Genomic DNA, 12,682 nt, shown 5'->3' with positions numbered 1-12,682 from the left:
CCTGGGGTAGACTTCCGCCTATCACGCGGAGGATTCCCATGCAGATTTACAAGGTCGGCGGCGCCGTGCGCGATCGCCTTCTCGGCCGTCCGGTCACCGATATCGACTGGGTGGTGGTCGGTGCCAGCAGCGACGAGATGCTCGCCCGCGGCTACCGCCCGGTGGGCGCCGACTTCCCGGTCTTCCTTCATCCGCAGAGCGGCGAGGAATACGCCCTGGCGCGCACCGAGCGAAAGAGCGGGCGCGGCTACGGCGGCTTCACCTTCCATGCCAGCCCCGAGGTGACCCTGGAGGAAGACCTGACTCGCCGTGACCTGACCATCAACGCCATGGCCGAGGACGAACAGGGCCGGGTAATAGACCCCTACGGCGGCCAGGCCGACCTCGAGGCGCGCCTGCTGCGCCACGTTTCCCCGGCGTTCGCCGAGGATCCCCTGCGGGTCCTGCGCGTAGCGCGCTTCGCCGCCCGCTACGCCGGCCTGGGCTTCCGGGTCGCCGCCGAAACCCTCGCCCTGATGCGCCAACTGGCGGAATCCGGCGAGTTGCAGGCGCTGACCCCGGAGCGCAGTTGGAAGGAAATTTCCCGAGCCCTGATGGAACCCAACCCCGAGGTCTTCATCCAGGTCTTGCACGACTGCGGCGCCCTGGCCGAACTGATCCCGGAAGTCGAGGCGCTATTCGGCGTACCGCAGCCGGCGGCCCACCATCCGGAAATCGATACCGGCGTCCATGTCCTGTCGGTATTGCAGCAATGCGCCCGCCACCGGCAGCCGCTCAGCGTACGCTGGGCCTGCCTCCTGCACGACCTGGGCAAGGGGCTCACCAGCGAAGCGGACTGGCCCCGCCATATCGCCCACGAGGCTCGCGGCGTGCCGTTGATCGATGCGGTGAACCAGCGCTTCAGGGTGCCGCGCGAGTGCCAGGAACTGGCGCGCCTGGTGGGCGAGTACCACACCCACGCCCATCGGGCGCTGGAGCTGCGCCCGAATACACTGCTGGAGCTGTTGCAGAGCTTCGACGTGTATCGCCGCCCGCAGCGTTTCGAGGAGTTCGTCGCCGCCAGCGAGATGGACGCACGCGGCCGCCTCGGCCTGGAACAGCGGGACTATCCGCAGGCCGCCTACCTGCTCGGCGCGGCGCAGGCAGCGCGGGCAGTCAGCGTGAAGCCGCTGGTGGAAAAGGGCTTGAAGGGCGCGGAACTGGGCGAGGCGCTGAAGCGTGCGCGCCTCGCCGCACTCAAGGCCTACAAGGAAGAACGCGGAAAGGCCTGAAGCAGCGCTTCGGGAGTCAACGCCTGGCCACGCCATTCGAATGGCGCCGGCCAGAGCTTCTGCTGGATCCTCGTCTCGCGCCAGAGATCGCCCAGCGGCTGGCGGGCGACCGGATGCTCCAGGTTCGGCGCCAGCTCGGACAAGGGCCAGAGCACGAAAGCGTTCTTCAGCACTTCGGCGCGCGGCAGCACCAGGCCATCGAAATCGCCCACCAGGTCGCCGTAGAACAGCACGTCGATATCCAGCGGCAGTCCCTTGCGCTCTGGCGCATAGCGGCCATTGTCGGCCTCGATGTGCTTGAGTCGCAGGCTCAGTTCGGCCAGCGGCAGATCGGTGCGGGCAGACACCACCAGGTTGAAGAACGGCCCGCTCTTGATACCCACCGGCTCGCTCTCGAATACCGGCGAACAACGCAGGTCATGAAGGAAAGCGGCCAGCGCATCGAGGCCGGCATGCAGATGGCGCTCACGCTCGACATTGCTGCCGAGGCCGAGGTAGACCGGGATCAGCGACATCCGCGTTCGATCTCCACGCCAACGCCACGGGCCGCCGGCACCGCGCCGGGCTTGGTCACGCGGATGCGCAGCCAGGGAATGCCGCGCTCGCCCATCAGTACCTCGGCGAGGCGCTCGGCGAAGGTTTCCACCAACTGGAAATGCGATTCCCGGGCGAACTCCTGCACCCGCTCGGACAACGCGGCATAGTCCAGCGCCAGGGCGAGATCGTCGCCCGCGGCGGCCGGACGGTTGTCCCAGCCCAGGGTCAGGTCCAGGCGCAGGCACTGACGGATGCCGCGCTCCCAGTCGTACACGCCGATGACGGTATCGACCTCCAAGCCTTCGATAAAAACTCTGTCCACTTCGCTACCCGCTCCAAGGGATGCCACGACAAGCGTGCGCCGCCCCGTTAGAATCGAGGACATCCTCGTCCTCGGTGGAATCCATGGTCTGGCTACTGGCGATCCTCGCCTACCTGCTCGGTTCCCTCTCCTTCGCCGTCCTGCTCAGCCGCTGGTTCGGCACCCAGGACCCGCGCGCCAGCGGTTCCGGCAACCCCGGCGCGACCAACATGCTGCGCGTCGCCGGGAAGAAACTCGCCATCCTGACCCTGCTCGGCGACGTCGGCAAAGGCCTGCTGCCGGTGCTGGTCGCCCGCTGGCTGGGGCTCGGCGTGATGGAGGAGGCCTGGGTCGGCATCGCCGCCGTGATCGGCCACCTGTACCCGCTGTACTTCAACTTCCGCGGCGGCAAGGGTGTCGCCACCGCCGCGGGCATGCTCCTCGGCCTCTATCCGCCGGCCGTACTGCTGGCCGCGGCGGCCTGGCTGCTGACCTTCAAGCTGTCGCGCACCAGCTCGCTCGCCTCGCTGGTGGCCACCCCGCTGACCCTGCCGTTGCTGGCCTGGCAGCAGCCCGGAGCGCTGCTGCCGATGACCGTGCTGACCGGCCTGATCGTCTGGCGGCACCGCGCCAACTTACGCGATCTGTTCGCCGGCCGCGAACGGCATTTCTAATCCATAAAAGGAAAAAACTTCATGCAGTCTGGCCCAGCTGCGTCATCGACACCTGCCTGACTGCGACCTGGCGGCCACTCAGACCGCCGGCAGCGACTCCATCGGCCAGCGCGGCTGGACGCTGATCGCCGGGCCGTCATGCTGGCCGGCGAGCAGGCGCTGGCAGCCGGCGTAGGCGATCATCGCGCCATTGTCGGTGCAGAAGCGCGGGCGGGCGTAGAACACCTGCCCCTTCATTTCGCCGAGCATCTTTTCCAGGCCGCTGCGCAGCGCCTGGTTGGCGCTGACGCCGCCGGCGATCACCAGGTTCTTCAGGCCGGTCTGCTTCAAGGCGCGACGGCACTTGATCAGCAGGGTCTCGACCACCGCGGTCTGGAACGCCAGGGCGATGTCGCAGCGGGTCTGCTCGCTGTCGTCGCCGGCCTCGACGCAACGCTGCCAGGTGTTCAGGGTAAAGGTCTTGAGCCCGCTGAAGCTGAAGTCCAGGCCGGGGCGATCGGTCATCGGCCGCGGGAACACGAAGCGGCCAGGAGTGCCGAGCTCCGCCAGGCGGGCGATTTCCGGACCGCCGGGATAGCCCAGGCCGATCAGCTTGGCGGTCTTGTCGAAGGCTTCGCCGGCGGCATCGTCCACCGATTCGCCAAGCAACTGGTAGCGACCGATGCCGTCCACCCGCACCAACTGGGTGTGACCGCCGGAAACCAGCAAGGCGACGAACGGGAACTGCGGTGGCTGCTCTTCCAGCATCGGCGCCAGCAGGTGCCCTTCCATGTGGTGCACGCCGACCGCCGGCACGCCCCAGGCGAAGGCCATCGCCTGGGCACAGGAAGCCCCCACCAGCAGGGCGCCGACCAGGCCGGGGCCGGCGGTATAGGCGATCGCGTCGATATCCGCCGGCGTGCAGCCGGACTCGTCGAGCACCTGGCGGATCAGCGGCAGCATGCGCTTGACGTGGTCGCGCGAGGCCAGCTCGGGCACGACGCCGCCGTAGACGCGATGGAGGTCGATCTGACTGAACAGCGCGTCGGCCAGCAGGCCGCGTTCGCTGTCGTAAAGGGCGACGCCGGTTTCGTCGCAGGACGTTTCCAGTCCCAGCACGCGCATGGGCTTGAGCCTTAGAGCTTGGCAAATACGAAGCCGCGCATGATAATCGGCGGCTTTGCGCCAGACCAGTGTTTTTCGATCGGAGGCTTTGCATTCCTCCGGCCGAACCGTTAATATCCGCAACCCTTGAAAACCGACGTATCCGCGCCACCTTGCCGGAGTACGTTCAACCCCCGGTAATCAGTGAAGGTACGACCTGGATGCCAGCCGTCAAAGTAAAAGAGAACGAACCCTTCGACGTAGCCCTGCGTCGTTTCAAGCGCTCCTGCGAAAAAGCAGGTGTACTGGCTGAAGTTCGCAGCCGCGAGTTCTACGAGAAGCCCACTGCCGAGCGCAAGCGCAAGGCCGCTGCCGCAGTGAAGCGCCACGCGAAGAAAGTACAGCGCGAACAGCGCCGTCGCGAGCGCCTGTACTGATCCACTCGACGCCCACGCGTCAGTGATCGTGCCTCAGCCCGGCCCCGGCCGGGCTTTCGGCTTTCCGCCATGAGCGAAATCAAATCCCGCCTCCTCGACGCCGTCAAGGTCGCCATGCGCGCCCAGGACAAGCCGCGGCTGACCACGTTGCGCCTGGCCCTCGCGGACATCAAGCGCGTCGAAGTCGACGAACGCATCGAGGTGGATGACGCCCGAGCCCTGCTGATCCTCGACCGGATGATCAAGCAGCGCCGCGACGCCCAGCGCCAGTTCAGCGACGCCGGCCGCCAGGACCTCGCCGAGGTCGAGGCTGCCGAGATCCTCGTGCTCCAGGACTTCATGCCCAAGCCCCTGGACGACCATGAGATCGACGCCCTGATCGAGCGCAGCATCGTCGACAGCGGCGCCCAGGGTCCGCAGGACATGGGCAAGGCGATGAACCTGCTGCGACCGCAGGTCCAGGGTCGCGTCGACATGGCACAGGTCAGCCAGCGCCTGAAGGCGCGCCTCTCCTCCTGAAACACCGCGCCGGCCTGATCGGCCCGGCGATAATTGCTATGCTGCCGCTCTGCGCCCACGCGCCGTCGTTTTCGAGAACACCATGGCCGGCCTGATACCGCAAAGCTTCATCGATGACCTGCTGAACCGCACCGACATCGTCGAGGTGGTGAGTTCACGCATCCAACTGAAGAAAACCGGCAAGAACTACAGCGCCTGCTGCCCGTTCCACAAGGAAAAGACTCCCTCGTTCACCGTCAGCCCGGACAAGCAGTTCTACTACTGCTTCGGCTGCGGCGCCGGCGGCAACGCGCTCGGCTTCGTCATGGACCACGACCAGCTGGAGTTCCCCCAGGCGGTCGAGGAACTGGCCAAGCGCGCCGGCATGGACGTGCCGCGCGAGGAACGCGGCGGACGCGGGCACACGCCGCGCCAGCCGACCGACTCGCCGCTCTACCCGCTGCTCAGCGCCGCCGCCGAGTTCTACAAGCAGGCGCTGAAAAGCCACCCCGCGCGCAAAGCCGCGGTGAACTACCTGAAGGGCCGCGGCCTGACCGGCGAGATCGCCCGCGACTTCGGCCTCGGTTTCGCCCCGCCCGGCTGGGACAACCTGCTCAAGCACCTGGGTGGCGACAACCTGCAACTCAAGGCCATGCTCGACGCCGGCCTGCTGGTGGAGAACAGCGACACCGGCAAGCGCTACGACCGCTTCCGCGATCGCGTGATGTTCCCGATCCGCGACAGCCGCGGGCGGATCATCGCCTTCGGCGGCCGGGTGCTCGGCGACGACAAGCCGAAGTACCTGAACTCCCCGGAGACTCCGGTCTTCCACAAGGGCCAGGAACTCTACGGACTCTACGAGGCCCGGCAGAAGAATCGCGACCTCGACGAGATCATGGTGGTCGAGGGCTACATGGATGTCATCGCCCTGGCCCAGCAAGGCATCCACAACGCGGTGGCGACCCTCGGCACGGCGACCAGCGAGGAACACATCAAGCGCCTGTTCCGCCTGGTACCGAGCATCCTGTTCTGTTTCGACGGCGACCAGGCCGGCCGCAAGGCGGCCTGGCGCGCCCTGGAGTCGGTGCTGCCGAACCTGCAGGACGGCAAGCGCGTGCGCTTCCTGTTCCTCCCCGAGGGCGAGGACCCGGACAGCCTGGTACGCGCCGAGGGCGAGGATGCCTTCCGCGCACGCATCACCCAGCAGGCCCAGCCGCTGGCGGAGTACTTCTTCCAGCAACTGATGCTGGAGGCCGACCCCGCCACCCTGGAAGGCAAGGCCCACCTGGCGACCCTCGCCGCGCCGCTGCTGGAGAAGATTCCCGGGAACAACCTGCGCCTGCTGATGCGGCAACGTCTGTCGGAAATCACCGGCCTGTCCGGCGAAAACATCGGACAACTGGCGCACCACAGCCCGCCGCCGTCGTCCATGGATCACGGAGCGAGCGGCACCTTGGACGGCGACGACTATTTCGCCGCCAGCGCCTACTACGAGAACGAGCCCTCCCATGCGCCGTTCGACGCTGCGCCAGGCTATGGCGAGGCGCAACCGCGCAAGAGCTGGAACAAGGACAAGAAGCCCTGGGACGGCAAGAAGTGGGATGGCAAGAAGAAGTGGGACAAAGGCGGCCGCGGCGACTTCAAGGCTCCGCAACGAACGCCGGTAAGCGTGGAGTCCACCACCCTCAACGCCCTGCGCACCTTGCTGCATCATCCGCAGTTGGCCTTGAAGGTCGACGATGCGGGCACCCTCGCCAGGGAGCAGGATACCTACGCCCAGTTGCTGGTGTCCCTGCTGGAAGCCCTGCAGAAGAACCCGCGGCAGAGCTCGATGCAACTCATCGCGCGCTGGCACGGCACGCCCCAGGGCCGCCTGCTGCAGGCCCTGGGCGAGAAGGAGTGGCTGATCGTCCAGGAGAACCTTGAAAAGCAGTTCTTCGACACCATTACTAAACTCTCCGAGAGCCAGCGTTTCGGCGAGCGGGAGGAGCGTTTACGCAGCGTCATGCAGAAGAGCTACAGTGAACTGACCGATGAAGAGAAAGCCTTGCTCAGAGAGCACTACAGTGTTGCCGCTTCATCGCCTTCCCAGAGCTGAACTGGCGCCTCAGCCCAGGCATCAGGTATAATCCTCTGCTTATTTTTTGCCCGCCAAGACCTTCAGTGGATAGGGTGTTATGTCCGGAAAAGCGCAACAGCAATCTCGTCTGAAAGAGTTGATCGCCCGAGGCCGTGAGCAGGGATACCTGACTTACGCGGAGGTCAACGACCACCTGCCGGAGGATATTTCCGATCCGGAACAGGTGGAAGACATCATCCGCATGATCAACGACATGGGGATCAACGTATTCGAGACAGCCCCGGATGCGGATGCCCTGTTGCTGGCCGAGGCGGATACCGACGAAGCCGCAGCGGAAGAAGCCGCAGCGGCCCTGGCCGCGGTGGAAAGCGACATCGGTCGCACCACCGACCCGGTGCGCATGTACATGCGTGAAATGGGTACCGTGGAACTGCTGACCCGCGAAGGCGAGATCGAAATCGCCAAGCGCATCGAGGAAGGCATCCGCGAAGTGATGAGCGCCATCGCCCAGTTCCCGGGCACGGTGGACAGCATCCTGGCCGACTACAATCGCATCGTCGCCGAAGGCGGTCGCCTCTCCGACGTCCTCAGCGGCTATATCGATCCCGATGACGGCAGCCTGCCCGCCGAAGAGGTGGAGCCGGTCAACCTGAAGGACGATTCCGCCGACTCGAAAGAGAAGGACGACGAGGAAGAAGAAAGCGACGACAGCAGCGACAGCGACGACGAAGGCGACGGCGGTCCGGATCCGGAAGAAGCCCGCCTGCGTTTCACCGCGGTCTCCGAGCAGCTCGACAAGGCCAAGAAGGCCCTGAAGAAGCACGGTCGCGGCAGCAAGCAGGCCACCGCCGAACTCACCGGCCTGGCCGAGCTGTTCATGCCGATCAAGCTGGTGCCCAAGCAGTTCGACGCCCTGGTCGCCCGCGTGCGCTCCGCCCTGGAAGGCGTGCGCGCCCAGGAACGCGCCATCATGCAGCTCTGCGTGCGTGACGCGCGCATGCCGCGTGCCGACTTCCTGCGCCTGTTCCCGAACCACGAGACCGACGAGAAGTGGGTCGACAGCGTCCTGAAGAGCAAGCCGAAGTACGCCGAGGCCATCGAGCGCCTGCGCGACGACATCCTGCGCAACCAGCAGAAGCTGGCGGCCCTGGAAAGCGAGGTCGAGCTGACCGTCGCCGAGATCAAGGAAATCAACCGCGCGATGTCGATCGGCGAAGCCAAGGCTCGCCGGGCGAAGAAGGAAATGGTCGAGGCCAACCTGCGCCTGGTGATTTCCATCGCCAAGAAGTACACCAACCGCGGCCTGCAATTCCTCGACCTGATCCAGGAAGGCAACATCGGCCTGATGAAGGCGGTGGACAAGTTCGAATACCGTCGCGGCTACAAGTTCTCCACCTACGCCACCTGGTGGATTCGCCAGGCGATCACCCGTTCGATCGCCGACCAGGCACGCACCATCCGCATCCCGGTGCACATGATCGAGACGATCAACAAGCTCAACCGCATCTCCCGCCAGATGCTCCAGGAAATGGGTCGCGAGCCCACCCCGGAAGAGCTTGGCGAGCGCATGGACATGCCTGAGGACAAGATCCGCAAGGTACTGAAGATCGCCAAAGAGCCGATCTCCATGGAAACCCCAATCGGTGACGACGAAGATTCGCACCTGGGCGATTTCATCGAGGACTCCACCATGCAGTCGCCGATCGAGATGGCGACCAGCGAGAGCCTCAAGGAATCCACCCGCGAAGTCCTCGCCGGCCTCACTGCCCGGGAAGCCAAGGTGCTGCGCATGCGCTTCGGCATCGACATGAACACCGACCACACCCTCGAGGAAGTCGGCAAGCAGTTCGATGTGACCCGCGAGCGGATCCGCCAGATCGAAGCCAAGGCGTTGCGCAAGCTGCGCCATCCGTCGCGAAGCGAGCACCTGCGCTCCTTCCTCGACGAGTGACGAACGAACCCCCGGCCTGAAAAACCGGGGGTTTTTCTTTGCCGCTTGCCCCGCCGCCCGGCGTCTACACTTCCGCTTATATTCCCGTCCACCGCGAGACCGCCTCATGCAGCGTCTGCAGGCCGTGCTTCTCCTGTGTCTGGCCTGCTGCTGGCCGGGGCTGGCCGGCGCCCTCACGCTCACGCCCGAGGAACGGGCCTGGCTGGCCGAGCACCCGAGCATCCGCCTGGGCGTGGACACCTCCTGGCCGCCATTCGAGTTCCGCGACGAACAGGGCCGCTACCAGGGACTCGCCGCCGGCTACGTCGGCCTGCTGCAGGAACGCCTGGGCGTCAGCCTGACGCCTGTCGAACCGAAGACCTGGACGCAGGTCCTGGAGCAGGCCAAGGACGGTCGGCTAGACCTGCTGCCCGGCATCATGGCTACCCCGGAGCGCCAGGAGTACCTGAGCTTCACCCGGCCCTACCTGGATTTCCCGATCATCATCCTGGCACGCAAGAACGGCCCGATGCCGAAGCGCATCGACGAGCTCTACGGACTCAAGGTCGCGGTGGTCGACCACTATGCTCCTCACGAACTGCTGATCGCCCAGCATCCCGACCTCACCCTGCTGCCGCTGCCTTCGGTAGCGGCAGCCCTGCAGGCGCTGGCCACCGGCCAGGCCGACGCCTTCGTCGGCGACTTCGCCTCCAGCGTATGGAACCTCCGCCAGCTCAAGCTCAACGGCCTGGAGATCAGCGGCGAGACGCCATACCGCTACCAACTGGCGATGGCCGTGCCGCGCGGACAACCGATCCTCGCCGGGATCGTCGACAAGGTCCTCGCCGACCTCAGCGCCGAGGAGATCGAGCGACTCCAGGCCCCCTGGGTCGGCGGCCTGCTCGACCGACGTCCGGCCTGGCGCGAGATGGCGACCTACGGCCTTCCCATCGTCCTGCTGATCCTGGTCTCGGTCGCCATACTGCTGGCCATGAACCGCCGCCTGCGCCGCGAGGTGAGTCGCCGGCGGCAATTGGAGCGCGAACTGCGCGACAGCGAACAGCACTACCGGGGACTGGTGGAAAGCCTGAATGCCATTGCCTGGGAAATGCGCCTCGAGGAGAACCGCTTCACCTACGTCTCGCCCCACGCCGAACGCCTGCTCGGCTATCCCCTCGGCGAATGGCTGCAGCCGGGCTTCTGGCAGCGGACCCTGCACCCCATGGACGCCGAGTACGCCATCCACTACTGCATGAGCGAAAGCCAGGCCGGACGCGACCACAGCTTCGACTACCGGATGCTCGCCGCCGACGGCCGGGTGGTCTGGATTCGCGATCTGGTCACCCCGATCGCGCAAGGCCGGGACCTGCTCCTGCGCGGTCTGATGATCGACATCACCGAGGCCAAGCTCACCGAGCAGGCCATGCGCCTGTCCGAACAGAAGTTCGCTTCGGTGTTCCACCACTGTCCGGACATGGTGGTACTGGCCAATGGCGCCGACGGCCGCTTCCTCGCGGTGAACAACACCTTCGAGCAGCAGATCGGCATCGCCGCCGACGACGCCATCGGCAAGACCGCCACCGAACTGGGCATCTGGGCACTCCCCGGCCTGGGCCCGCAGGTCCTGGAAAAGCTCGGCCACGGCAACCTGACCAACCTCGAGGTGCCCCTGCGGCGCCGCAATGGCAGTACCTTCAGCGCGCTGCTCAGCGCCCAGCACGTGGCCCTCGACCAGACCCCGGCGCTGGTGGTGGTGATCCGCGACATCACCCACCTGGTGGAGACCCAGGAACTGCTGCGGATCTCCGAGGAGAAGTTCGCCAACGCCTTCCATGCCTACCCCGACGGTCTGCTGATCAGCAGCCTCGAAGACGGCACGCTGATCGACGTGAACGAAGGCTTCACCCGTCTCACCGGCTACCGCCGCGACGAGGTCATCTCCCGCTCCACGCTCGAACTCGGCCTGTGGGTCGACACCGAGGACCGCAAGCGCCTGATCTCGCTGGTACGCCACCACACCCTGACCCAGGGCTTCACCGCCCCTGTACGGGACCGCAACGGTGGCATCCGCCAGTGCGAGATGTCCGCCCACCGGATCAGCATCGATGGCGAGGACTGCGTGCTGACCATCGCCCGCGATATCACCGAGCGCCAGCTCATGCAGGAGAAGCTGCAGCAGGCCGCCACCGTCTTCGAAAGCACCGCCGAAGGCGTGATGATCACCGATACCCGCCAACGCATCACCGCGGTCAACCGCGCCTTCAGCGAGATCACCGGCTACAGCGAGCAGGAGGCGCTGGGACGCTCGCCCAGCCTGCTCTCCTCCGGACAACACGACTCCAGCTTCTACCTCGCCATGTGGAACCAGCTGGAGCGCGACGGGCACTGGCAGGGCGAGATCTGGAACCGACGCAAGACCGGCGAGCTGTACCCCGAATGGCTGACCATCAGCGCGGTACACAATCCGCAGGGCGAGATCACCCACTTCGTCGGCGTCTTCGCCGATATCTCCACCCTCAAATACGCCCAGGCCCGGCTCGACTACCAGGCCCACCACGATCCGCTCACCGGCCTGCCCAATCGCCTGCTGTTCGAGAGCCGGCTCAATCACGCCCTCGACGAGGCCCGCGAAGAGAGCCGTCCCGGCGCCGTGCTGTTCATCGACCTGGACCGCTTCAAGCACATCAACGACAGCCTCGGCCATCCCATCGGCGACCTGCTGCTCAAGGCCATCGCCGAACGCCTGCGCGACCAGTTGCGCGACGTCGATACCGTGGCCCGCCTGGGAGGCGACGAATTCATCATCCTGCTCCCCGGCCTGCACCAGGAAAGCGACGCCGAGCACGTCGCGCGCAAGCTGCTGAATGCCTTCACCGCGCCGTTCCAGGCCGACGGTCATGAATTCTTCGTCAGCGCCAGCGTCGGCATCGCCCTGTTCCCCAAGGACGGCGACGACGCCCCGACCCTGGTGAAGAACGCCGACGCCGCCATGTACCGCGCCAAGTCGCGGGGCCGCAGCCGCATCGAGTACTACACCCGCGAACTGACCTACCTGGCCACCGAGCGCATGGCGCTGGAAACCGAACTGCGCCGCGCCCTCGAGCGCGACGAGTTGCAGCTCTACTACCAACCCAAGCTGAGCCTGGAGAGCGGCTTGCTGGTCGGCGCCGAGGCACTGGTGCGCTGGTACCATCCGCTGTTCGGGGAAATTTCCCCGGAGCGCTTCATCCCCCTCGCCGAGGATTGCGGCCTGATCCTGCCCCTCGGCGACTGGGTGCTGGAACACGCCTGCCAGCAGATGGGCGAATGGCAAAAGCTGCACGCGCCGTTCGGCCCGCTGTCGGTCAACCTCGCCGGCGCCCAGCTCGGCCAGCCGCAACTGATCGAACGCCTCGAGCAACTGCTGGAGCAGTCCGGCCTGGAACCGTCGCGGCTGCAACTGGAAATCACCGAGAGCTTCATCATGAACCAGACCGAGGAGGCCCTCGCCGTCCTCCACGGCCTCAAGCGCCTCGGCGTACAGCTGGCGATCGACGACTTCGGCACCGGCTACTCCTCGCTCAGCTACCTCAAGCGCCTGCCGCTGGACATCCTGAAGATCGACAAGTCGTTCATCCGCGGCCTCCCCGACGATCCCCACGATGCCGCCATCACCCGCGCCATCATCGCCCTCGGCCGCAGCATGCAGCTCACGGTGATCGCCGAAGGCGTGGAAACCGAAGGCCAGCAGAGCTTCCTCACCCACGAAGGCTGCGAGCAGATCCAGGGCTTCGTCCTCAGCCCGCCGCTGCCCGCCGAGCTGTTCGCCAGCAAATTCCTCAAACCGCGCCAGCCGATTGGCGCTCCCCGAGAAGCGCCGGTATAATCCGCC

At 66.0% G+C, this 12,682-nt stretch carries 10 protein-coding genes; 7 read left to right on the top strand and 3 right to left on the bottom strand.

What is annotated here, in order from left to right; genetic code table 11:
- Positions 1–38 precede the first annotated feature (38 nt).
- Complete coding sequence (locus ACYAF3_RS14440; RefSeq protein WP_003113214.1) at positions 39–1,271, top strand: multifunctional CCA addition/repair protein; 1,233 nt, start codon at positions 39–41, stop codon at positions 1,269–1,271.
- On the opposite strand, the gene folK is transcribed toward ACYAF3_RS14440, so the two are convergent.
- Together folK and folB are read right to left on the bottom strand one after the other, a co-directional pair.
- Complete coding sequence (gene folK, locus ACYAF3_RS14435) at positions 1,244–1,786, bottom strand: 2-amino-4-hydroxy-6-hydroxymethyldihydropteridine diphosphokinase (RefSeq protein ID WP_003099585.1); 543 nt, start codon at positions 1,784–1,786, stop codon at positions 1,244–1,246. The two genes, ACYAF3_RS14440 and folK, sit on opposite strands and share 28 nt — an antisense overlap.
- A complete protein-coding gene (folB, locus tag ACYAF3_RS14430) occupies positions 1,777–2,130 on the bottom strand; it encodes a dihydroneopterin aldolase (protein WP_003099587.1) in 354 nt (117 codons plus the stop codon). Before folB ends, folK begins: the two co-directional genes overlap by 10 nt.
- Before the next feature lie 83 nt (positions 2,131–2,213).
- On the opposite strand from folB, the gene plsY reads away from it, so the two are divergent.
- A complete protein-coding gene (gene plsY / locus ACYAF3_RS14425) occupies positions 2,214–2,783 on the top strand; it encodes a glycerol-3-phosphate 1-O-acyltransferase PlsY (protein WP_003085061.1) in 570 nt (189 codons plus the stop codon).
- Between the two features lie 78 nt (positions 2,784–2,861).
- Here plsY and tsaD read toward each other — a convergent pair whose 3' ends face one another.
- Positions 2,862–3,887 carry a tRNA (adenosine(37)-N6)-threonylcarbamoyltransferase complex transferase subunit TsaD gene (gene tsaD / locus ACYAF3_RS14420; protein ID WP_009875776.1) on the bottom strand — a complete coding sequence of 342 codons (1,026 nt, stop codon included), beginning with the start codon at positions 3,885–3,887 and terminating at the stop codon, positions 2,862–2,864.
- Between the two features lie 200 nt (positions 3,888–4,087).
- On the opposite strand from tsaD, the gene rpsU reads away from it, so the two are divergent.
- From rpsU to ACYAF3_RS14395, 5 genes are all read left to right on the top strand, one after another.
- Positions 4,088–4,303 (top strand): 30S ribosomal protein S21, encoded by a 216-nt coding sequence (rpsU, locus tag ACYAF3_RS14415; RefSeq protein ID WP_003085057.1) that lies wholly within the window; start codon positions 4,088–4,090, stop codon positions 4,301–4,303.
- Between the two features lie 69 nt (positions 4,304–4,372).
- Positions 4,373–4,822, top strand: a complete 450-nt coding sequence (locus ACYAF3_RS14410) for a GatB/YqeY domain-containing protein (RefSeq protein WP_003085042.1) — start codon at positions 4,373–4,375, stop codon at positions 4,820–4,822.
- An 82-nt stretch (positions 4,823–4,904) separates the two neighbouring features.
- Entirely contained in the window at positions 4,905–6,899 is a 1,995-nt protein-coding gene (dnaG, locus tag ACYAF3_RS14405) for a DNA primase (protein ID WP_003160849.1), read from the top strand.
- A gap of 79 nt (positions 6,900–6,978) precedes the next feature.
- Entirely contained in the window at positions 6,979–8,832 is a 1,854-nt protein-coding gene (gene rpoD / locus ACYAF3_RS14400) for an RNA polymerase sigma factor RpoD (RefSeq protein WP_003085035.1), read from the top strand.
- A 106-nt stretch (positions 8,833–8,938) separates the two neighbouring features.
- A complete protein-coding gene (locus ACYAF3_RS14395) occupies positions 8,939–12,676 on the top strand; it encodes a bifunctional diguanylate cyclase/phosphodiesterase (RefSeq protein WP_059303223.1) in 3,738 nt (1,245 codons plus the stop codon).
- Positions 12,677–12,682 lie beyond the last annotated feature (6 nt).

It is taken from the genome of Pseudomonas sp. TZ252, assembly GCF_056110345.1.
This window is presented reverse-complemented; position numbering and strand designations above follow the sequence as displayed.

Bases quoted from the DNA above. Each gene is read 5' to 3' on its own strand.
- ACYAF3_RS14395 (WP_059303223.1), top strand. From the start codon at position 8,939: ATGCAGCGTCTGCAGGCCGTGCTTCTCCTGTGTCTGGCCTGCTGCTGG.
- folK (WP_003099585.1), bottom strand. From the start codon at position 1,786: ATGTCGCTGATCCCGGTCTACCTCGGCCTCGGCAGCAATGTCGAGCGT.
- ACYAF3_RS14410 (WP_003085042.1), top strand. From the start codon at position 4,373: ATGAGCGAAATCAAATCCCGCCTCCTCGACGCCGTCAAGGTCGCCATG.
- rpoD (WP_003085035.1), top strand. From the start codon at position 6,979: ATGTCCGGAAAAGCGCAACAGCAATCTCGTCTGAAAGAGTTGATCGCC.
- rpsU (WP_003085057.1), top strand. From the start codon at position 4,088: ATGCCAGCCGTCAAAGTAAAAGAGAACGAACCCTTCGACGTAGCCCTG.
- ACYAF3_RS14440 (WP_003113214.1), top strand. From the start codon at position 39: ATGCAGATTTACAAGGTCGGCGGCGCCGTGCGCGATCGCCTTCTCGGC.
- tsaD (WP_009875776.1), bottom strand. From the start codon at position 3,887: ATGCGCGTGCTGGGACTGGAAACGTCCTGCGACGAAACCGGCGTCGCC.
- dnaG (WP_003160849.1), top strand. From the start codon at position 4,905: ATGGCCGGCCTGATACCGCAAAGCTTCATCGATGACCTGCTGAACCGC.
- plsY (WP_003085061.1), top strand. From the start codon at position 2,214: ATGGTCTGGCTACTGGCGATCCTCGCCTACCTGCTCGGTTCCCTCTCC.